This window comes from uncultured Clostridium sp. (assembly GCF_934754915.1).
Lineage (GTDB): Bacteria > Bacillota > Clostridia > Clostridiales > Clostridiaceae > Clostridium.
This window is the reverse complement of record NZ_CAKVKB010000007.1, coordinates 43866-65603: the sequence shown is the minus strand read 5'-3', so window position 1 is coordinate 65603 and position 21738 is coordinate 43866. Positions and strand designations below refer to the sequence as shown.

Genomic DNA, 21738 nt, shown 5'->3' with positions numbered 1-21738 from the left:
ACTGAAAGAGGAGGTTAAGATGAGAAAATATATAAGAAAGATATTAATAGCAAGTTTTTTACCAATAATATTAATTTTAGGAGGGTGCGGACAAGTTAATAACTCTCAAAGTGAAAATAACACAGATATGAGCATTTATGAGTTAGATAATTATGAAAAGGATTTTAAAAATATTGGCACAAAGGTAATACACAATACTGGGGATCAAGTTATAATAGGTTTTTCAATAGATTCATTAAAAGAACCTATATGGAAAGTAAACAAAAATGAATTTATAAAGAAAGCTAATGAACTTGGTGCACAGGTAAGAGTAGAACAGGCTAATAGTGATGATAAAATGCAGCTTTCTCAGATAGATAAGTTAATAGCTGAAGGAGTAAATGTTCTTGTTGTAACTCCTCATGATGGAGAAATATGTGCTGAGGCAGTTGAAAAAGCTCATAATGCAGGTATAAAAATAATAGCTTATGATAGGTTAATAAAAAATAGTGATGTTGATTTATATGTATCTATAGATAATTATGCTGTAGGTAAACTTCAGGCAGAAGAAATGCTAAAGAATGTTCCAAGTGGAAATATTGCATATGTTGGCGGTTCTGAATCAGATAATAATGCATTACTGTTTAGACAGGGAGCCATGGATGTTTTAGATAAATACAAGGATTCAATTAACATAGTAATGGATAAATATTCTGCTGATTGGAAATCTGAAGAAGCTTATAATAATGTTTATGAACTGTTAAGTCAGAATATTAATATTGATGGAATTATATGTGCTAATGATGGAACTGCATTGGGTGCTATAGCAGCTCTTGATAAGTTTGGTTTAGCTGGTAGTATACCTGTTACAGGTCTTGATGCTGAACTAGCAGCGTGTCAAAGAATAGTTGAAGGTACTCAGCTCATGACTATTTACAAGCCTACTAAGGAAATAGCAGGAACAGCAGCAGAAATGGCAGTGAAATTAGCTAAAGGTGAAAGTGTAGAAACAAATGCAACAATAGATAATGGAAAGATACAAGTTCCAGCATGTTTTGTTGATCCAGTTGTTGTAACAAAGGATAATATGATGGATACAATAATAAAAGATGAATTCCATGACTATGAAGATGTGTATAAAAATATTCCTGAAAACGAAAGACCACAAAAATAAGGAGGGATATGGACATGAGTAATAGTAGTATAATTAAAAATATGACTATTAAGAAAAAGATGGTTTTATCTTTTGGGATAGTAATATTGGCATTGTTTTGTGCGAATATATTATCTATGTATAGGAATTATGTTTATACTCAAAAATATAAAATATTAGCTGAAAACACCTATAAAGAAAGCAGATTAAAAGATTTATCTAAATCTATGATTGAAGTTACAAGCAATATTATAACTGCTGATAATCAAGAAGATGTGGGAAAATTTAATAATACATGGAGTGAAATTGAACAAATATGTAATGAATTAGATGAATCCATTGTTTCTGAAGATAGTAAATTAAGTTACAATGTATTTAAAAATGTTCTTATAAATACTAAGATAGATTGTAATAATGCAGTAATATATAATAAAGATAAAGATACTGCAATTAAGTCAGCGGATTATTACAATTCAGCTGAACAGAAAGCGCAATATATTGATTTAACTAATGGAGAACTTCTTTCTAATGAAATAGCATACATGAATACAATAAAAGAACAGATAGAACAGTCATTTAACAAGACAGTTATGTTTTTAATAGTTACTATTGTAATTTTATCAATAGGGGCATTTATATATGCGTTAAGATTTTCAGATGGTATAAGCAGAAAAATAATAAATTTAAGAAAAACAGCAGAAGATATTGCAAAAGGAAATCTTGTTTATAAATATGATGATAAAGGTGAAAATAAGATGTCTAAAGATGAATTAGATGTTCTTGAAAACACTTTTTATGAGATGAAAAAATCTTTAAATATGATCATAAGTGCAGTGAGAGAAAGTGCAATAAGTGTAACAAAAGCATCTTCAAATTTAACTGTAAATATGCAGCAGAGTAAAAGTGCTAATGATATAGTAATTGAATCCATAAGCTCAGTGAGTAAAATAGCAGCAATTCAATCAGAAAAAGTTGGAAATATGTTTTCGGAAATAGAAGATGTTACTCATAAAATAAAAAGAACAGTGGATAATATAGAAAATCTTAAAACAGAAGTAACAGAGGCTAGTGAAAATACTGATAAAGGAAGGAAAACTCTGGATAATATGGTAAGCCAAATAAATGAAGTTAATTCATCATTACATAATTTTAGAGAAGAAGTAGAGGCTTTAAATATTAACTCTCAAAAAATTGGACATGTAGTTGAAATGGTCTCAGATATATCAGAACAAACAAACCTTTTAGCTCTGAATGCATCTATAGAAGCTGCTCGTGCAGGTGAGGCAGGTAAAGGATTTGCAGTTGTTGCAGAAGAAGTAAGAAAACTTGCTGAACAAAGTCAGAATGCCACAATGGAAATAGAAAAAATAATTAAAGAAATACAAACAGGAACTGATAATATATATGTAAATACTGAAAAGAGTTCTGAGCAGATTGAAAGAAGTAATAATTTTGCTCAAACTGTAGTAAATGCTTTTGAAAAAATTTATGATTCAAATAGTGAAATTGATAAAAGGACAGAAAACATAATTAGCTATATTAAAGAACTTTCTGAAAAAGTAGATTTTATTAATGAATCGATGGAATCTATAAATAACAATACTAAAGAATTAAGTGAAGATAGTGAAAATTCATCATCAGTTACAGAAGAACAGATTGCAATAATAGATTCAGTCTCTTCTCAAGCTTTATATTTAGATGAAATGGCTGAAACATTGAATGCATCAGTTGAAAAATTTGATTTATAATTCTATAAATTAATAAGGATATAAATTAAAAAACTGCTATATAAAAATAAATTCATGATTTTTATATAGCAGTTTTTGTATTTATATTTAATTTAATCTCAACCACATTAATAGGGCATCTTCTTTGTTATCTTGATAATAGGCTTTTCTTATACCTTCAATTTTAAATCCGTGTTTTTTATATAACGAGATAGCAGCATCATTTCCAGCCCTTACTTCTAGTGTATATGAAGTACAGTTTTTCTTATTGCAATAATCAATCATTGAATTTATCAACTTTGAAGCGATTCCAAGTTTTCTGTAATCAGGATGTACAGCTATATTTGTTATATCTGATTCATCAAAAATAATCCATGTTCCAATAAATCCTACAACTTTATTGTTAATTTTAGCTATGAAATATCTTGCATTTGAATTATTTAATTCATTTTTATAAGATTCCCTGCTCCAAGGAGATGGTAAACTTAAATTACTGATTTCAAAAACACCATCAATATCTTCGGCAGTCATTAAATCTATATTAATGTTCATTTTTTAACTGCATCCTTTGTTCATATTCTTTTTCTGCCTGTGGTTTCTTTAAGTAGAAAGGAGTAGAATTTGAATCATCATATGTACCATTCTTTAGAAGAATATTTCCTAATTCACCTAATGAAGACGCTCTTATAATATTTAAGTGATTAGGTGGAAAATATGCATTTGGACAGTTTTGAATTAAATAGTCTTTGTATTTATCCAATCCATCTCCAATAAACATTACCTTTTCATTCTTTGATTTTATTAATTCAATAAGTTCATTAAGGTCTAAAGCACAGTAATCTGTAAGTTTTTCAAGAAATATATCTTGTGTAGTTGAATTTAAATTACGCTTGAATAGACATGTATAGACACTATTTCTCAAGGCATCCATAATAGGACATATAAGTCCATCAAATTCACCAGCACTGAACGCTAAAGCATCTAGACTTGATATACTTACATATGGCTTTTTACTTCCAAAACTTAAACCTTTAACAGTAGCCATTCCAATCCTAAGTCCTGTAAAAGAGCCAGGCCCTTTTGAAACTACATAACCATCAATATCATTTATAGTAAGGTTGTTGTATTTTAATATGTCTTCAATAACTCCCATAAGGACAACAGAATGTTCTTTTTTATCATTTAATGTGATTTCACTCAATAATTTATTGTCTTTCATTAAAGCTACAGTAGCAACTTTAGATGAAGAATCTATGGCTAATGTAATCATAATTTCAGCTCCTTTATATAATTATATCTTTCTCCATAAGGTGTTAAAGTAATCTTTCTATAATTTTCACCTTTAGAAAGGTCTTTTTCTATATAAATATGAAGTAAGTCTTCAGGAAGAATTTCTTCAATATAATTTGCCCATTCTATAACTGAAACTGCATCAGAAAAAATGTAGTCATCAAAACCAATTGCATAAACTTCATCAGGATCACTTACTCTATATACATCAAAATGATTCAGTTTTAATCTTCCAGTATCATATTCATTTACAATGGTGAATGTTGGGCTTGTAATAGTATCAGTTATTTCAAGTCCCTGAGCGATTCCTTTAGTTATATGAGTTTTTCCAGTTCCTAAATCACCAGTCAAGCATACTATGTCACCAGGGTTTAATAATTTTCCTAATTTTATTCCAAGCTGCGTTGTTTCATCTACACTGTTAAACTGAAATTCCATAAAATACCTCCGAGTTTAAAATTTGTGAAAATTATATTTAAACATTTTCTTATTCTTTTATTGTATATCAAAATTTTATAAAAGCAAATTAAATAATATTATGGGATTTTTTTTTCATATTTATAGGTGCTGCATTAAAATGTAATAATTTTGTATATATTTCTTTTGTATTAGCTGTTATAATAAAGTATAATATTAATTATAATTATTAATAAATTTGTTAAGTATAGTATATATGTTAGTTATTAATTTTTTGATAACTATATTTTAAACAGAAGTTTATAATTTTAAAATAGAATGGGTTGAAAAGTGCAGGAGGTGCTTTCAGTGAAAAAAATCACTTTTGCAATGGTTTTGATTACGATTGTTTTGTCTTTGGGTATGAGTGTATTTTCAAGGCCCTTATTAGCAAATACAGACAACAGCTCTGTAAATAGAGTACAGAGCAGAGATGTTTATTTGAATATAATGACAGTAAATAAACCACAATATGATATGGTAAAAAAAATAACTGGGGACAAGCACAATGTTGAATATATGTTTACAGAAGAAAAAGATATAATAAATTTTAAATATAGTAATGATGTTATAGATAATGTTTCTAATATGGATTTATTTATATATTCAGGAACTAGTTTTGAACCATGGGCAAATGCATTTATTGATGAATTAAAAAAGGGTAATCTTGGCATAATAAATTTGGCAAGAGGTATAAGACTATTAAATTATAATGTTGATGGATCAAGCAAAGAAAATCCATATTACTTTAATGGAGTAGATGAATATAAGATAGCTCTTTATAATGTTAAAGCAGCAATACAAGATAGAGATCCTCAAAATAGAGATTATTATGAAGAAAATTATAATAAAGCAATAAAAGAGTTAGATAATAAGATTAATAAATATGATAAGAAAATGAAAAATCTTAATGATTTCACATTTATAACATTGAACAGTGATTTTGATTATTTATTAAAGAGTTTTGGATTAAATATATTAAAACTCGATAATCATGAATTAAGTGAATTTATAAAAATAAATAATTTAGATATAAATAAAGTAATTATAGTTGATGACGGTGAATATCCTTCAGGTTTGGATTTATCACCATATTATTCAATACGTTTATGGAAGTATTATGGCAAAATGTCTTTTGATGAATTAATTGAATATAATGCAAGTGAATTGAGTAAATTTGCAAAGGATGAAAATGCAGAATAAGTCTGTTATTTTGAGAAAATTAACAATAAGTATTGTGAATTGGTTATATTAGTGATTTTAAAAATATTTTATAATGATTTAAATGAAAATTTAAATCGTTATAAAATATAATAAAAAAATCTTGCATTGTTCAAAATTTTATTATATAATAATCAATGTCTTAGGGGTATGGCTCAACGGTAGAGTAGTGGTCTCCAAAACCATTGGTTCTGGGTTCAAATCCTAGTGCCCCTGCCAAAATTGTCGTAGCACATTGTGCTACGGCTTTTTTTAACGTATAGGAAAATATAAAAATTTTTAAAGTTGAAACCTAGTTATATCAATAGATTAAGAGGGATGAAAAGGCTAAAGTATTATCCACCAAATGGACCATTGTTCTATATAAACTCATAAATGCTGATATAATAAGGTATTAGCAAGGTTTAAGAGTATCAGTAAAATCCTTATAAGATTATATTGCATTGGGATATAGAGTGTAAAAATAGTGTAAATTAAAATCATGTGCATTTATTGATGTTAAATTTATGAAGGGTGACTTTAATTGATGCAGAGATAAAAAACTAAAAGAATTAATAGAAGCTTTCATAATATAGATTATAAATTAATAAATCAGTAATAGATTATTTTGTTCATGTAGTATATAATATATTGTATAAAATATACAAATTGGGGTGAGATACATATGTTAAAATTCACAAAAACAGATAAGGCTCCAGCAGCTATAGGACCATATTCTCAAGCTGTAAGTTTTGGAGATTTATTATTTGCATCAGGACAGATTGCTTTAAATCCTGAAAATGGAGAAGTAGTAGGAAAAAATATAGAAGAACAAACTGAACAGGTAATGAAAAATATTTCAGCTATATTAGAAGCTAATAATATTGATTTTAAAAATGTCATTAAAACTACATGTTTTTTAGCTGATATTGCTGATTTCGCAAAATTCAATGAAATATATGGAAAGTATTTTGTGAGCAATCCTGCTCGTTCATGTGTTGCTGTAAAAGATCTTCCAAAATCAGTACTATGTGAAGTTGAGATAATTGCACATCTTTAATTTAGTAAGTTTATAATAATGATTTTATTTAAACGAATATGAGAATTACTGAAGCACTGCTTCAGTAATTTTTTATATTCGAATAAAATTTATACATAAGTTAAAATTTAATGGAGAAGGGGCTGAATTATGGATAAAAATCAGTTAAAAGAATTAAGAGAGCATGGTACAGAATCTTTTCCATGTGGATTTTATGTTATGAAAAGTGAAAATGAGAAGCTTAAGGTAAAACATCATTGGCATAATCAGTTTGAGATAGTTCATTTTAAAAAAGGGAAATTTACAATGGAAATAGATATGAATAAATACATTATTGAAGATGAGGGATTCTGTTTTATAAATTCTGAAGAACTTCATTGTATTGAATCAAGGGATGCGTATAGTGAAAGTGCTGTTGTATTTGATTTGAATATGCTTAGTTTTGATATTATGGATTCTGTAGAAATGAAACTTATTCAACCTATGTTAAATGGAAATTTAAAGTTATTGCCAGTCTTATATGTTGATAATAAATGCTTTAAATTAATATCATCAGAATATGAAAAAATTTTGAATACTTTTCAAAATGAAGGTTCTCTTTCTCAAATGGTAGAAGGAAATTTAATTGAAAAGATTTCATCTCAAATGAAAATTAAAGCAGCACTTCTTAATATTTTAGCCATATTATATGAAAATGGAATGATTATAAAGAATAATGAACATAGAGATTATAAAGTTGAATATATAAAGACTATTATTTCTTATATAAAGGATAATTATGGTGAAAAGATATATATAAAAGATATGGCAAAACAGATAAATATGAATGAACAGTATTTCTGTAGATTTTTTAAATCTATGATTGGAAAATCACCAATTGAATATCTTAATGAATATAGAATAAAAGAAATTGAAAAACTTCTCATAAGTACAGATAGAAAAATAATGGATATATGCTTAGAATGTGGATTTAATAATATGGGGAATTTTATAAATATATTTAAAAAATTAACAGGAATGAGTCCTATAAAATATAGACAGAAGTTTAAAGAAAAAAAGTCATAATAGTGTAATTTGAAATCATAAATTCATAAGAAAATTTTCAAATAAACTTATAATATATAAATATAGAATTATATTAAAAGTAAAAATAAAGAAACTTATTATGTGATTGTTAGGAGGAGAATTATGAATTTATTCAGAGAGGGTAAAAAAAATTATGGTAATATGACTGGATATAATATCGATGGAAATAAGATAATAATAAAATATGAGAATGTTGAAGCATATGTTTCAATTATATCAGATGAAATTGTAAACTTTTTTGTACCTTTATTTAGGAAGGAAAGGAATTCAAAAGCTGTTGAAAATATAGATGAGTTAATATCATGCAATAAGTGTGAGTTTAAAGTAGAAGAAATAGAAGAAGGAATAAAAATCATAACAGATAAACTTAAGATAAATATATACAATAATTTTATTGTTGATATATATGACAGTAATAATAAAGTATTATGTCAAGATTATAGAGGAGAGCAGAATCCTTTTAAGAGGAGATATGGTGATTATCTTCTTGCTGAAGCAGAAGGCCATTCAACTAACAAGGATTCAGAACATAATGTATATGTAGCTAAAAAAATGGAAGATGATATGCATTTTTATGGTTTTGGTGAAAAAACAGGACATTTAGATAAAAAAGGTTATCACTATGTTAATTGGAATACAGATAATCCTAATCCTCATGGAGAGACTTTTGACAGGCTTTATCAATCAACTCCATTTTTTATAGGATTGAATAAAGAAGAAGCATTTGGAATATTCTTTGATAATCATTTTGAAACTCATTTTGATATGGGAAGAGATAATTCAGAGTATTACTATTTTTCAGCAGTGGATGGAAATTTGGATTATTATTTTTTGTATGGTCCATCTATAAAAAATGTTGTAAAGGGATATACTTATTTGACTGGAACTATGCCTCTTCCACAAAAATGGACACTTGGATATCAACAGTGTCGATGGTCATATGATACAGAAAAAAGAGTTATGGAAATTGCAGAAAATTTCAGAAACAGGGATATTCCATGTGATACAATTTATCTGGATATTGACTATATGGATGGATATAGAGTTTTTACGTGGAATAATGAAAGATTTAGTAATCCAGAAGCAATGATTAAAAAACTTAATGAAATGGGATTTAAAGTTGTTACAATAATTGATCCTGGAGTTAAAGTAGATAAAAAGTATAACATTTTTAAAGAAGGACTTGAAAATAATTACTTTGCAACAGATAAGAATGGAATTGTTTATGTAAATGAGGTATGGCCTGGTGATGCAGCATATCCAGATTTTTTAAATTCCGATGTGAGAAAATGGTGGGCATCTAATCAAAAAATAATGGTAGATACAGGAGTAAGTGGCATATGGAATGATATGAATGAACCTGCAAGTTTTAGAGGACCACTTCCAGATGATGTAATGTTCAATAATGATGGAACATTAGTGCAACACAAAGAAATTCATAATGTATATGGACATTTTATGGCAAAAGCAACTTATGAAGGAATAAAAGCTGCAACTGGAAAGAGACCATTTGTTGTTACAAGAGCAGCATATTCTGGTACACAGAAATATTCAACAGCATGGACTGGAGACAATCAGAGTACATGGGAACACTTGAGAATGTCTATACCAATGCTCATGAATATGGGACTTAGTGGAATGACTTTTTGTGGTACTGATGTAGGTGGATTTGGACATGATTGTACGTCTGAATTGTTAAGTAGATGGGTTCAAGTCGGAGCATTTACACCTTTGTTTAGAAATCATTCAGTTATGGGTACAAGAGATCAAGAACCATGGGCATTTGATAAAAAAACAGAAGAAATTAATAGAAAATATATTAAACTTCGTTATAAATTGATACCTTATATGTATGATATGATGTGGAAATCAAGCAAAACAGGAGCGCCATTTATAAGACCTTTATTATTTAATTATCAAAATGATGAAAATACGTATACTATAAGTGATGAGTTTCTTTGTGGAGAAAATGTTTTAGTTGCACCTGTTTTAGAACAAGGAGTTAAATGTAGAATTGTATATCTTCCAAAGGGAAATAGGTGGATTGACTATTGGACAAAAGAGGAATTTGAAGGAGGGCAATATTTAATTAAACATACTCCTTTAGATATATGTCCTATATTTATTAAAGAAGGTGCGGTAATTCCAGTTTATGAAGAACAGAACTATATTGGTGAAAAAGAAATGAATAAATTAAAGCTTGAAATATATTTAGGCAAAGAGAAAACTAAGGATGTTTATACTCATTATATAGATGATGGTGAAAGTTTTAAATATGAAAATGGAGAGTATAATCTTTATAGGATTGAAACAGAGAATGCAGATGGTTTAAATATAAATATAATAAAAGAACATAGTAATTTTAATGATGGATATAAATATGTGGAATTTACTATTTTTAATTCAGAATATGAAGAAATTGTTGTAAATAATAAAAAAATTAATATTGAAAATGGGAAAGCAATATTTAACATAGGTGAATTAAATTGTGATTAAAATTAAAAAATAGTACAATTCTGTGGATAAAATCAAAAAGTACTGGATTAATATTAAAAGTCCAGTACTTTTATTCATAATATTAAGCATTTTTCAATTCTGTAACAAGTTCATTCATTAAATCTTTAACCGTTGTCATTTTTGTAAGCCTATATGCATTTTCACCACAGAATATAAGTCCTTCATCTACATTTCCATTAACAGCATTTATAAGAGCTTTACTTATACAGTAAGGTGTATTTGCTGGATTGCAAGGAGTAAGGCAGTTATAACAATGTGTAATTTTTTGAGGCTCTGATGATGAATTTTCTACAAATTTGTTTCTGATAGCTCTTCCTGGCATTCCAACTGGACTTTTTACAATTTGGATTCTGTCCTTTGTGCAATTGATATATGCATCTTTAAATTCCTGAGAAGCATCACATTCTTCAGTTACAACAAATCTTGTAGCCATTTGAACTCCAGCCGCACCAAGTTTTAAATAATGAGCTATGTCATTTCCATCAAAGACACCTCCGCCCACAACGATAGGAATTTTTTTATTATATTTTTCTTCATATTTTTTTGTTTCTGTTATTATATCAGTAACAGTTTTATCAAAATCTAAGTGTTCATCATTTAATTCATTTAACTTAAAACCTAAATGTCCTCCAGCTTTAGGTCCTTCTATTACGATAAGATCAGGAGCAATATTATCATGTTTATCCCAAAGTTTAAGAATTACTTTTGCAGCTTTTAAAGAAGATACTATAGGAGCAATTTTTACATCATGTCCTTGCACTGCTTTAGGAAGAGCTGTAGGAAGGCCTGCACCTGAAATTATCAAATCTACACCAGCTTCAATAGCAGCTTGAATATGTTCTGTATAGTGATTTGTTGCAGCCATAGCATTAATTCCTATAATGCCATTTGGTGCTTTTGATTTAGCAAGACGTATATGCTTTTTTAAAGCTCTTAAGTTTGCTTCAAGAGGATTTTTTTCAAAATCTGGTTCATTATAACCCAATTGAGCAGAAGAAATTATTCCGATTCCGCCTTCATTTGCTACAGCGGAAGCTAATTTTGAAGAAGATACACCAATTCCCATACCACCTTGTATTATTGGAATTTCAGCAGTCAAATTTCCGATTTTAAGAGAATTAAATTTCATTGTACATAGATCCTTTCGATTAAATAATTTTGATTATTAAATATTTTGATTATCAAACTAATTGTAATTATATTATAAAATAATATGGTAATTTAAACAAGAAAAATAATATAATACTAATAGAATAATAAGTTATTAATAATTAACATAAGAAATTATTATAAATAAAATTATTATTTTGTGGAGGAACAAAACATGAATAAAGAAATAATAACTTCGAAAATTATGGATTATTTAAAAGTCAATGGAAAGGTTTCTGTAAGTGAATTGTATATACGGTTTCATATGATGAATAAAGGAAAGTATTATGAGGATTTAAATGAAGAAGAAATTATAGCACAGGATATTGTACTTTCCTTAAATGAAATGCTTGAAAAAGGAATTATTAAATGTGAATATGTAGATAACGAAAAATTATACTATATATGATGTGGATATTGTATATGAATTTTAATTAATAATAAGTATTTTGAAAATATAGAAATTTAATCAGAAAATAAGATTTAAAATATGTGTTTTTGTGTATAATTATTAGTAAAATTTCTGAGATACTATCAGATTGAATAAAAAATATAATCTTAATTAAAAAAATATTGACAAAAATAAAAAGATTATGGTAGAATAACAAATGTCTTAGGGGTATGGCTCAACGGTAGAGTAGTGGTCTCCAAAACCATTGGTTCTGGGTTCAAATCCTAGTGCCCCTGCCAAAGCTAATCGTAGTATGGTATTGTACTACGATTTTATTTTTTTAAAATTTACTTTAAAGTGTAAATTTAAATACTAAAATATGTAATATCTTATAATTTAATTTCGAAAAATATTGGTGTAATATATTGTTAAAGAATATTTTTATGTTTGTTAAAGAAGAGTATAATATTGGAATATAAAAAGCATATTATGGTAATAATCCATTATGAGGTGGAATATGATATGAATAAATTAATATTATTGAATGATACAAAAAAAGAGAAAAAAATAGATTCTATAACGAGAGAAAAAATCAGATATAAAATAAATGAAAAAACAGAAGAAAAGTGTTATAACGATTTTGAAAATAAATTTTGCAGTTGTATTGATGAAGAGGTTAAAGATTATAGCAGTAATATGAATGAAGCAGCAGAAACGATTAAACAATTGTTTTTGCTTAACAACAAACAACCTATTATAGATTTTATTAATTTTTTATATGATGATTGTCTTAGTATAGACACTGTTATAAATTTTGATAGAGAATGTATAAATACAAAAAATTCATTTGTAATAGAAGCAGTAGATGATTATAGAAAATTTCAGTACAAGATAGGGTTACAGATATATGATTCTAATAATATAGCAATTTATATGAAAAAGAAGTATGAAAACGAAAATTTTAAAAATGTAGTTAATTTTCAAGTTAAAAAAAGTTTATATAAAAAAGTTTGTTATAATGAAGAGAATCTATCAATATCAAAAGAGGAAAATAATTTGAAAATCATTGTTTTAGATTCTAATGTAGAAGTACCAGATAAGTTTAAATTTTCATCTAATGAGGGCAAGAATATTTCTGTTGATATTCTTAAAAGTTGGAAATATAATTTTAGAAAATTAGTTGAAGATAATATATATTTATTGGCACCCTTAAAAATTTTTGATTTTAAAAAGAGACTTGCTGTATTAAAAAGAGATGGATATTCAAAAGAATTTATAGCAGATGAAATTACAAGATTCTTTAAGGAAATAAATGCATCATTATATAGGATAAAAGATAAGGGAAGAATAGAAGATGAAGATATAATGGAATTAAATATAATTGCTATAAAACTATATAATTGCTTTGTTAAAGAAAAGGATTTTGAATTATTTGAATTGCCTAATATATGTTAATATTTCCATTTAAATATTTGCTAAAGGTAGAATAATAAAAAATAGAGTGGGTAAAATACTATTGTCGGCAGGAAGATTTAAATAAATTTTTCTACTGATTACTATACCAAATTAACCGAGGAGGGGATCCTTATGTCAAAGAGTGCATTAGTTCCAGAAGCAAAACAAGGTTTAGCAAGGTTTAAAAACGAAGTTGCTCAAGAGTTAGGAGTACCATTTAAAGAATACAATGGAGATCTTAGTTCTAGACAATGTGGTTCAGTAGGCGGAGAAATGGTAAAAAGAATGGTCGAGGAATATGAACATAGAATTTAAATGTATTAATTTATATTTAAATTTGGATATATTGATATTTATGCAAATTTAATATATCTATTCTAAGACTGGAAAGAGATTGCTGTAAATGCATTTAGTGTATTTAGTGCAGCAATCTCTTTTTAAATATAAATATTTCTTCATGATTATAGCCTTATATGATTTAAATTTATTTTTGATAATTATGATTAATATATTTGTTGCAAGATAAAAATTCAGTGCTTAATACTATTGTGGACAAGTTTTTTTATATACATATATGAAATCCAACAATTGCCCATAGAATACTTATTACAGATGCACATAAAACATCTTTTGGAAAATGGACTCCAGAAAGAATTCGTGATAAAGCTATAATTAAAGAAATAAATAACATAAATATACCTAAATACAAATGATTTATATAAAAATAGGAAATGGTTATAACAAAGGCACTGGAAGTATGTCTGCTTGGAAATGACATTCCTTTTCCTTTTGTATATTTAACAATAGGAGTATAATTGTATAAATCATAAGGTCTGGGTTTATTTAAGATTTTACGAAGCAGTGATACAAATATAAAATTAGAAGCGGGAACTAACAAAAAAGGTCTAAAATTATAATTATTGCTTATAAATAGCAATAGTAGTGTAGTGGAATAAATAAGAACAATAAGCAGTGGTGTGAATTTTGATAAGAATTTTAAAATATTTTCTCTAAATTTATTTTTTCTGAAATAGGATGTAACTTTTATATATTGTTCTTCTGTCATTAACTTCTCCTTAAATATATTCTTAATATTAAATTTTATATAATTTAAATTATATCATATATAGTGAATAAATTGCATTGAAATGGAATTACATGCTAAAATTAGAACATAAGTTCGAATGTGCTTGAATTCAAAATAGAATTATATATTTTTTGATAATTAGATTACATAATAAATGAACAAATCTTCAAAGATTTCTTCATTTATTGTAAATTATCAATTATACATTGTTGTTAAATTAAATACATTAAAATAAAACAGCAGATAAAGAGGTAGGAATTAATGAGAATCAAAAAGATACATATAATTAATTTCGCAGGAATCAATAATAAAACTATTGATTTTGAAGAAGGATTTAATTTAATATATGGAGAAAATGAATCAGGAAAGAGTTCAATAGAAAATTTTATAAAGATATGGTTATATGGTATTGAGCAAAATGAAGAGAACAAATATAATCGAAATGATTATATGCCATTAAATGGAAAAGATATTTCGGGAGAATTAACTTTTTATCATAAAGGAAGAAATTTTATTATAAAGAGAGTATTTGGTGTAACTAAAGAAAAAGATACGTGTAACATTATTGATGAAGATACAGGGCAAGAAATAAAATTAAAATATAATAATGAACCTGGAAAGAGCATTTTAAATATAAATTATTCATGTTTTGTAAGGTCTTTGTTTATAGAAAGGCGAGAAGGATTTTTTAAGAATCAAAAAAAATCAGATTTTACTAAAAATACTGGTGACATATCTATTGAAGTATTGAAAAATATTGAAAATAATTATAAAAAATATATGAAAGACTTAGAACAAAAAAATATAAATTTAGAAAGAATTAATTATTTAGAAAATAAGAACAAAGAACTAATTAAAATATTTAATTTATATAGAGATTTAGATTCTATGGGAAATGGGTTATATGAAAAACTTTTTTCGTTAAAAGATGAACAAAGAAATATTGAAAAATTGCTTAAAGAATACGAAAATAATCAAAATTTTATTTATGAAACTAAAAAAGAATTAGTAAGGAAAGCTGCAAATGTTAATTCTATTGAATTTATAGGAAAATATAGACAAGATATAGAAAAGCTTCTTCACTCATATAAATATTCTCTTAAAGAATTAAAATATAGAATAGAAAATCAGAGTAAACATAAACTAGACAGAAATAAAAAAGATGCGAAGAAAAAGTTAATATTTACAAATATTAAAATAACGATTGTAATGTTTTTATTTATGTACTGCATTATGAAGAAATATTTAGTTATATCTATTACGTGTATACCAGTAATTTTAATTCTTATAAAGAAATCATTAAAATATTCAATTATCATCAGAAATAATAAAATAGCTCAAAGAGATAGGGAACTTATTCAAGATGCTAAAAATAAAGTTGATGAAAATGAGGAAGAAATAAATATCTATATGAAAGAAACTGATAGTTGTAATTATGAAGAATTTGTAGAGAAGATTACAGAGTATGATAAATACATAAGTTATAAAGAAAATAGTGAAAAAATTTTAAAAAAGAAAGAAAAAGAATTTAATGTAGAAAAAATTAATTCATTAAAAAATATTTTTGATGAAAACAGTAGTTTTATAGATAATGTGTTAAAAATAATATATAGTGACAATCTTGAAGATGGATTAAAAGAAATAAAGAAATATGAAGATGTAAAAAGAGAACTTGAATTAAATAATAAAAATATTAAAATACTAAAACTTAAAAATAAGGAACTTGAAGAAAAAATTAATAGATTAAATATAGAAATAGAAAAATATAAAAATATTTTACATATACATAAAAATATTATTGGAGAAGAATTTCTCTCCCGTATAAAAGAAGCAAAAAATGATTTGATTATGAGTGAATCATTTAGTCAGATCAATGAATTATTAGGAGAAGACCTCAATAGTAAAACTTTAGATAAATATAATAAAATTACATCAGGAAATTTCACTGAATTAGTTATTGAGCAAAATTATTATATAAAATTATCAAAAAATAAAATATTGTATAACGTTGAAAATCTCAGCAATGCTGGTAAAGAACAATTGATTTTTTCAGCGTCAATATCTTTAGCAGAGGTAATCTTTAAAGATAAAAAAGTACCTATTTTGTTAAATTGTCCATTTATTGAATATGACGATGACAGAAGAAAAAGGGCATTAAAAATTTTAATAGATTCTGGATTTAATCAAGTATTATTATTTACATGTCAAAATATCGAAAAGAGTATTTTAGATTTTATGGATAAAAAATATAACTATATAAGACTATAAGTTAAAAATAATATTGTTGACATTCTATTTTTTCCAGTGTAATATATTAACCATGATGCAAATGCAAAGTATTTGCAAGTGGGAGGTAAAAATGAAAAAAAAGATTATTGCAGGCATTTTGGCTGTACTTACAAGCATAACACTTATTGGATGTGGAACAAATTCAAGTTCTGAGAATACAAATGAAAATAATAACGAAAAAGTTAAAGTAATGGTATCTATATATCCATTAAAAGAATTTGCAGACAAAATTGCAGGAGATAAAGCGGAGATTTCATGTATGGTACCTGATAATATGGAACCACATGATTATGAACCAAAAACAAAAGATTTTGAAGCTTTAACTAAAAGTGATGCTTTTATATATAATGGTCTAGGTCTTGAAACTTGGGTAGAACAAGTGAATACAGTAATTGAAGATAAGGATATTCTTATTGTTGATTCAAGTGATGGAATAGATGTGCGAAAAGAGGGGGAAGTAATAGATCCTCACAGTTGGCTTAGTTTAATAGAAGCACAGAAACAGGCAGAAAATATTAAAGATACACTTATAAAAATTGATGAGCAAAATAAAGATTATTATGAATCAAATTATAATGAATTTTCTGGTGAACTGCAAAAGCTATATAATGAATATAAAGAAAAATTTGATGGAATAGAAAATAAGGACTTTATAACAGGGCATGCAGCTTTTGGATACTTATGTAGAGATTTTGGATTACAGCAGAAATCAGTAAGCAATTTGCTTTCAGAGGGAGAACCAACACCTAAACAACTTGAAGAGTTAGTTAAGTTCTGTAAAGAAAATGATATAAAAACTATATTTTCTGAATCGCTAGCAAGTCCAAAAGTTTCAGAAACTTTAGCTAATGAAGTAGGAGCAGAAGTTGTACCAATTTTAACATTAGAATCAAATGAAGACAATAAGAGCTACATTGAGGCTATGAGATACGACTTGGAAGAAATATATAAATGTTTATCTGAAGAATAAAATTTAATGAAGTGTAAAAAATGCCCTTAAGAAAAATCTTAAGGGCATTTTTTAGTTGGGCTGTTTTTGAGAGATATCAGTAGCTGTACCTATTATTTTTATTGGAACGTTGTTATTGTCAAATATTGGTTCGGCTTTGATATGCCATACATTGTAAGTATTATTGGAATTTTTGATTCGTATGTTGTATGAAATGTTTTTAATTCCATTATTGAAATCTTTATATAAATTCATAAAAACAGGAATATCATCTTTATGAATTACATCATTGGTTATAGGATTTTCTTTAAAATTTGTTATTACATTATCATTTCCAAAAAGTTTTTGACATACTGTATTATTTATAAGAGTATCATTTAAAATATCATATTCAAAATATACTTTATCAGAAAGCCTGCATATTATTTCATAACGCTTATTTTCAAGATCAAGTTGAGATAAAGCATTTTTAGAAGATGTAATATCAGTGAAAATAAAATTATATAGTGTTAAGTCTTTATTTATTAATAAAGTATTACCCTTAGCTTGAATCCAGATTATTTGACTATCTTTTCTAATTACTCGGAATATTGCTTTGAATGGCTGTCCATTATCCATTTGAAATTTAAATGTTCTTATAACTGAATTTAAATCATCAGGATGAATAAGAAATTTTGAATTATTGTGATGATAGTTAAAAAAATCTTCTTTGGTATATCCAATGATCTTATAAAAGGTATCATCAGCATAGTGAATTGTAAATTTATCATTTCCGTAAACTTTTGCAATTCCTCCGGGTATTATTTGAGTTAAAGAATCAAATTCCCGAGCTTTACGATTAAATAATTTATTGCTTTCATGTAATAAGAGAATAAATATGATAAATAGAAAAAATTGAAAAACTAATATCATGACTTTAAAATTATGCCTATAAGGTGCTTCCAAATGTTTTAAGTCAAAAAAACTTGCTATAATAATAAAAATAAATGTAAAGATATAAATATACTTATATATTTTCAAAGAATTTTTCTTAATAATAATCATCTCCTTGATGGTAAAAAATTATGACTAAATTATACCATTTTTTCTATCGTATTGAAATATATATGTAAGATATGATGTTATTATATTGAAAAAAATAAATTAAGCTTAAAAATTATTTTACTGATTGTTTATTCAATATATATGTTATACAATTAGCATTATAATTATATTTAAAATAGAAAATATATGTATATATTTTTTATTTTAGTTAATTATTAAAACTAGGAGGTGTTGGATTTGAACAGCATTATAAAACAAAATTATCTTCAAATATTAAAAGCATTTTTTTTAGCATTAGTATTTCTTGCTGTTGGATCATTTTTAGGAGTATTTTTTATACCATACTCTGTAAAAATGATATTAAATGTAGCTTTTATAATATTAATACTATTTTCTATATTTTCTAAAAGAGGTGGATTTATAAGAAGTAAAAAAAGCCTTTATATATATGCATTAATACTTGGTGTTTTATCAGGATCTGCTTATATATATTATTTTTATAGACTTGGAAGTGGATTGTTTATAACTACTGTATTAGGTGTAGTAATGATTTTTGGTATAGCATATATAATAGCTTTAAGATCAAAGGATGAAGATATATTTAAGCTATCTCCATTTATATGGGGTGGAGTATGGGCTTTGTTCATTTTGGAAATTTTAAATATATTTTTATTTAGATTTTCAACATATACTTTAATAATTTCTGCTATTGGAATATTAGTATACAGTGTATATGCCATTATTATAATGAAATCAGTTCAAAGAAATTGTGAATATGGAGTATTAAATGAAGAACAGGTTGCATCTCTTGCATATTCAATATTTATAAGCTTTTTAAATTTACTTCTTGATTTGTTACGATTTATTTCTATAATTCAAAGTGATGATAGATAGAACATTTAAGGAACTATTGATTAAAGATTAAATTGAACAATATTTAATATTTAATTTCAAGAAATAATATTAGATATTGTAGATGTAATCTTTAATGGAATAGTTCCTTTTTTACATTTTGAAGTTATTTCAATAAATTTAAGTTGTTTATTGACACTGAAAATTATTAACATAAAATAAAAATATAAGAAAATTATAGAGCTGTAAGGAGATTATATGAGAAAAGCAGAAAAAGTATATAATTGCAATATAGAAACAAATAAGAAAAAAAGAGATTTATTGAAAGCAAAAATAAATATAATTAGTTCAGTACGATTATTGATGATAATTGGAATAATAATAGTTGATTATATATTATATATAAATAATAAGGTAAATATAGCAGCTGTTATTACTATTATATTAATATGTGCTTTTGCATTTCTGGTATATTATCATGATATATTATTTAATAAGAAGAAAAGAGCTGAACTTTTTATAAAAGTAAATGAGGATGGATTAAATAGAATTAATAATAAATTAAATGATATTGATGATGGGGGAAGTGAATATTTAGATAATAATCATCCATTTATTAATGATCTTGATGTGTTTGGAGAATCTTCATTGTTTAAAATTATTAATACATGTGCTACACAAGGTGGAAGAAAAGAACTGGTAGATATATTAAAGAAATCTATTATATTAAATAAGGAAGAAATATATGAAAGACAAGAAGCTATAAGAGAACTTTCTTCCAAAATTGATTGGAGGCAGAAAATCATAGTTGAAGGAAAGATTGAAGAAAGTAAAAAAGGCGATATTAATAAGTTTATTGAGTGGAATGAAAAAACATCAGATAAAATAAATTATTTCAGTGTTGTAGTTGCATTAGTTTTTATGTTTGTAACTATATTTTCTATATATGCTGTAGTAAATAATATTCTTTCACAATCATTTATAATGTTGGATTTAATAGTAAACTATGTGGTAGTGAAAATTATATCTAAAAATTTAAAAAACAATATGGACATATTTGAATCAGCTAAAGGAGATATAACAGCATATAGTAATATATTAGCACTTATTCAGGAAGAAAAATTTGAATGCAGTTATTTAAAGGAATTGCAAAAAAACATGACTTTAAATGGAGTGGATTGCAAGTCGTCAATGAAAAAGCTTTCTGGTATATTTAGCTGGATTAGTGATAATAAATATAATGCATATTACTTTATAATAAACATACTATTGTTTTCAGATGTTTTTTTGGAATTAAGTATAAAGAAGTGGCGAAAAAATAATGGGAAATATTTAAGACAATGGGTTAATACAATATATAAAATAGACGAGATGTGTAGTTTATCAAATCTTGATTTTGAACATAAAGGCTGGTGTTATCCTAGTATAAAAGAAAATTCGTTTATTGAAGGAATTAATATAGGTCATCCACTATTAGATAGAGAATGTGTTAAAAATAATTTTTCTATTAAGGATGAAAGAAAGGTTGCACTTATTACAGGATCAAATATGTCTGGAAAAAGTACTTTTTTAAGAACAGTAGGAGTAAATATGATACTGAGTTATACAGGTGCACCAGTATGTGCTGAGAAATTTTCATGCAGTATAATGAATGTATATACTTGTATGAGGACAAAAGATAATCTTGAAGAAAGTATATCTTCTTTTTATGCAGAGATATTAAGGATAAAACTTCTTATTGAAGCAGCAAAAAAAGGAGAACAAGTATTTTTTTTATTGGATGAGATATTTAAAGGTACAAATTCACAAGATAGGCATATTGGAGCTTCTGTATTAATTAAACAGCTTATCGGTTATGGAGGAATTGGATTGGTATCTACCCATGATTTAGAATTATGTGATTTAGAAAAGGAAGATCCTAGTATTGTAAATTATAATTTCAGAGAATTTTATGAAAATGATAAAATAAAATTTGATTATAAATTAAGAAAGGGAAAAAGTGAAACTAGAAATGCTGTTCATCTTATGAAACTTGCAGGGATAGATATATCTAGTGATTTGTAAATCAATATAAA

At 25.9% G+C, this 21738-nt stretch carries 19 protein-coding genes and 2 tRNA genes; 15 read left to right on the top strand and 6 right to left on the bottom strand.

Annotated elements, in window-relative coordinates:
* Positions 1-19: 19 nt before the first annotated feature.
* A complete protein-coding gene (locus tag Q0F58_RS02680; protein WP_294372230.1) occupies positions 20-1153 on the top strand; it encodes a sugar ABC transporter substrate-binding protein in 1134 nt (377 codons plus the stop codon).
* 14 nt (positions 1154-1167) lie between these two features.
* On the top strand, positions 1168-2880 hold the full coding sequence (locus tag Q0F58_RS02675) for a methyl-accepting chemotaxis protein (RefSeq protein ID WP_294372227.1): 1713 nt from the start codon (positions 1168-1170) through the stop codon (positions 2878-2880).
* Between the two features lie 87 nt (positions 2881-2967).
* On the opposite strand, the gene rimI is transcribed toward Q0F58_RS02675, so the two are convergent.
* From rimI to tsaE, 3 genes are read right to left on the bottom strand one after another with little or no spacing between them, the layout of a single operon-like run.
* The gene (rimI, locus tag Q0F58_RS02670; protein ID WP_294372223.1) at positions 2968-3411 is read right to left on the bottom strand and encodes a ribosomal protein S18-alanine N-acetyltransferase; all 444 of its coding nucleotides are present in this window, start codon (positions 3409-3411) and stop codon (positions 2968-2970) included.
* Positions 3401-4129: a tRNA (adenosine(37)-N6)-threonylcarbamoyltransferase complex dimerization subunit type 1 TsaB gene (gene tsaB, locus Q0F58_RS02665; protein WP_294372221.1), complete on the bottom strand. Its 729-nt coding sequence runs from the start codon at positions 4127-4129 to the stop codon at positions 3401-3403. Before tsaB ends, rimI begins: the two co-directional genes overlap by 11 nt.
* A complete protein-coding gene (tsaE, locus tag Q0F58_RS02660; protein ID WP_294372218.1) occupies positions 4126-4587 on the bottom strand; it encodes a tRNA (adenosine(37)-N6)-threonylcarbamoyltransferase complex ATPase subunit type 1 TsaE in 462 nt (153 codons plus the stop codon). The genes tsaB and tsaE overlap by 4 nt, the downstream gene beginning before the upstream one ends.
* 327 nt (positions 4588-4914) lie before the next feature.
* Between tsaE and Q0F58_RS02655 the strand changes: the two genes are divergently transcribed.
* From Q0F58_RS02655 to Q0F58_RS02635, 5 genes are all read left to right on the top strand, one after another.
* Complete coding sequence (locus Q0F58_RS02655) at positions 4915-5808, top strand: metal ABC transporter solute-binding protein, Zn/Mn family (protein WP_294372215.1); 894 nt, start codon at positions 4915-4917, stop codon at positions 5806-5808.
* A 162-nt stretch (positions 5809-5970) separates the two neighbouring features.
* Positions 5971-6045: transfer RNA gene (locus Q0F58_RS02650), tRNA-Trp, on the top strand.
* A gap of 445 nt (positions 6046-6490) precedes the next feature.
* The gene (locus Q0F58_RS02645; protein WP_294372212.1) at positions 6491-6865 is read left to right on the top strand and encodes a RidA family protein; all 375 of its coding nucleotides are present in this window, start codon (positions 6491-6493) and stop codon (positions 6863-6865) included.
* Positions 6866-6994: 129 nt separating this feature from the next.
* On the top strand, positions 6995-7909 hold the full coding sequence (locus tag Q0F58_RS02640; protein ID WP_294372210.1) for an AraC family transcriptional regulator: 915 nt from the start codon (positions 6995-6997) through the stop codon (positions 7907-7909).
* Between the two features lie 123 nt (positions 7910-8032).
* Positions 8033-10426, top strand: coding sequence for a glycoside hydrolase family 31 protein (locus tag Q0F58_RS02635; protein WP_294372207.1), 2394 nt, complete (start codon positions 8033-8035; stop codon positions 10424-10426).
* Between the two features lie 82 nt (positions 10427-10508).
* Here Q0F58_RS02635 and Q0F58_RS02630 read toward each other — a convergent pair whose 3' ends face one another.
* Positions 10509-11576: a nitronate monooxygenase family protein gene (locus Q0F58_RS02630; RefSeq protein ID WP_294372205.1), complete on the bottom strand. Its 1068-nt coding sequence runs from the start codon at positions 11574-11576 to the stop codon at positions 10509-10511.
* 195 nt (positions 11577-11771) lie between these two features.
* On the opposite strand from Q0F58_RS02630, the gene Q0F58_RS02625 reads away from it, so the two are divergent.
* The 4 genes from Q0F58_RS02625 (at position 11772) to Q0F58_RS02610 (ending at position 13757) form a co-directional block, all read left to right on the top strand.
* Positions 11772-12005: a hypothetical protein gene (locus Q0F58_RS02625; protein WP_294372203.1), complete on the top strand. Its 234-nt coding sequence runs from the start codon at positions 11772-11774 to the stop codon at positions 12003-12005.
* Positions 12006-12211: 206 nt separating this feature from the next.
* Positions 12212-12286: transfer RNA gene (locus tag Q0F58_RS02620), tRNA-Trp, on the top strand.
* A 223-nt stretch (positions 12287-12509) separates the two neighbouring features.
* Positions 12510-13442 (top strand): hypothetical protein, encoded by a 933-nt coding sequence (locus Q0F58_RS02615; RefSeq protein WP_294372201.1) that lies wholly within the window; start codon positions 12510-12512, stop codon positions 13440-13442.
* Positions 13443-13574: 132 nt separating this feature from the next.
* Positions 13575-13757, top strand: a complete 183-nt coding sequence (locus tag Q0F58_RS02610; protein WP_002582251.1) for an alpha/beta-type small acid-soluble spore protein — start codon at positions 13575-13577, stop codon at positions 13755-13757.
* 247 nt (positions 13758-14004) lie between these two features.
* On the opposite strand, the gene Q0F58_RS02605 is transcribed toward Q0F58_RS02610, so the two are convergent.
* A complete protein-coding gene (locus Q0F58_RS02605) occupies positions 14005-14508 on the bottom strand; it encodes a phosphatase PAP2 family protein (RefSeq protein ID WP_294372198.1) in 504 nt (167 codons plus the stop codon).
* A 282-nt stretch (positions 14509-14790) separates the two neighbouring features.
* Between Q0F58_RS02605 and Q0F58_RS02600 the strand changes: the two genes are divergently transcribed.
* Complete coding sequence (locus Q0F58_RS02600) at positions 14791-16797, top strand: ATP-binding protein (protein ID WP_294372195.1); 2007 nt, start codon at positions 14791-14793, stop codon at positions 16795-16797.
* Positions 16798-16888: 91 nt separating this feature from the next.
* Positions 16889-17788 carry a metal ABC transporter solute-binding protein, Zn/Mn family gene (locus tag Q0F58_RS02595; RefSeq protein ID WP_294372192.1) on the top strand — a complete coding sequence of 300 codons (900 nt, stop codon included), beginning with the start codon at positions 16889-16891 and terminating at the stop codon, positions 17786-17788.
* A 51-nt stretch (positions 17789-17839) separates the two neighbouring features.
* Here the strand turns inward: Q0F58_RS02595 and Q0F58_RS02590 are convergent, their stop codons facing one another.
* Positions 17840-18679, bottom strand: coding sequence for a PAS domain-containing protein (locus tag Q0F58_RS02590; protein ID WP_294372188.1), 840 nt, complete (start codon positions 18677-18679; stop codon positions 17840-17842).
* Between the two features lie 369 nt (positions 18680-19048).
* On the opposite strand from Q0F58_RS02590, the gene Q0F58_RS02585 reads away from it, so the two are divergent.
* Together Q0F58_RS02585 and Q0F58_RS02580 are read left to right on the top strand one after the other, a co-directional pair.
* Positions 19049-19705, top strand: a complete 657-nt coding sequence (locus Q0F58_RS02585; protein WP_294372186.1) for a Bax inhibitor-1 family protein — start codon at positions 19049-19051, stop codon at positions 19703-19705.
* A gap of 216 nt (positions 19706-19921) precedes the next feature.
* Positions 19922-21727, top strand: a complete 1806-nt coding sequence (locus tag Q0F58_RS02580; protein WP_294372184.1) for a MutS family DNA mismatch repair protein — start codon at positions 19922-19924, stop codon at positions 21725-21727.
* Positions 21728-21738: the final 11 nt, after the last annotated feature.

What these genes read in the sequence shown, in the direction of transcription:
- Q0F58_RS02595 (WP_294372192.1), top strand. Translation starts at nt 16,889, where the DNA reads ATGAAAAAAAAGATTATTGCAGGCATTTTGGCTGTACTTACAAGCATA.
- Q0F58_RS02640 (WP_294372210.1), top strand. Translation starts at nt 6,995, where the DNA reads ATGGATAAAAATCAGTTAAAAGAATTAAGAGAGCATGGTACAGAATCT.
- Q0F58_RS02630 (WP_294372205.1), bottom strand. Translation starts at nt 11,576, where the DNA reads ATGAAATTTAATTCTCTTAAAATCGGAAATTTGACTGCTGAAATTCCA.
- Q0F58_RS02675 (WP_294372227.1), top strand. Translation starts at nt 1,168, where the DNA reads ATGAGTAATAGTAGTATAATTAAAAATATGACTATTAAGAAAAAGATG.
- Q0F58_RS02580 (WP_294372184.1), top strand. Translation starts at nt 19,922, where the DNA reads ATGAGAAAAGCAGAAAAAGTATATAATTGCAATATAGAAACAAATAAG.
- Q0F58_RS02590 (WP_294372188.1), bottom strand. Translation starts at nt 18,679, where the DNA reads ATGATATTAGTTTTTCAATTTTTTCTATTTATCATATTTATTCTCTTA.
- Q0F58_RS02625 (WP_294372203.1), top strand. Translation starts at nt 11,772, where the DNA reads ATGAATAAAGAAATAATAACTTCGAAAATTATGGATTATTTAAAAGTC.
- Q0F58_RS02600 (WP_294372195.1), top strand. Translation starts at nt 14,791, where the DNA reads ATGAGAATCAAAAAGATACATATAATTAATTTCGCAGGAATCAATAAT.
- Q0F58_RS02615 (WP_294372201.1), top strand. Translation starts at nt 12,510, where the DNA reads ATGAATAAATTAATATTATTGAATGATACAAAAAAAGAGAAAAAAATA.
- tsaE (WP_294372218.1), bottom strand. Translation starts at nt 4,587, where the DNA reads ATGGAATTTCAGTTTAACAGTGTAGATGAAACAACGCAGCTTGGAATA.
- Q0F58_RS02645 (WP_294372212.1), top strand. Translation starts at nt 6,491, where the DNA reads ATGTTAAAATTCACAAAAACAGATAAGGCTCCAGCAGCTATAGGACCA.
- tsaB (WP_294372221.1), bottom strand. Translation starts at nt 4,129, where the DNA reads ATGATTACATTAGCCATAGATTCTTCATCTAAAGTTGCTACTGTAGCT.
- Q0F58_RS02605 (WP_294372198.1), bottom strand. Translation starts at nt 14,508, where the DNA reads ATGACAGAAGAACAATATATAAAAGTTACATCCTATTTCAGAAAAAAT.
- Q0F58_RS02610 (WP_002582251.1), top strand. Translation starts at nt 13,575, where the DNA reads ATGTCAAAGAGTGCATTAGTTCCAGAAGCAAAACAAGGTTTAGCAAGG.
- Q0F58_RS02680 (WP_294372230.1), top strand. Translation starts at nt 20, where the DNA reads ATGAGAAAATATATAAGAAAGATATTAATAGCAAGTTTTTTACCAATA.
- rimI (WP_294372223.1), bottom strand. Translation starts at nt 3,411, where the DNA reads ATGAACATTAATATAGATTTAATGACTGCCGAAGATATTGATGGTGTT.
- Q0F58_RS02635 (WP_294372207.1), top strand. Translation starts at nt 8,033, where the DNA reads ATGAATTTATTCAGAGAGGGTAAAAAAAATTATGGTAATATGACTGGA.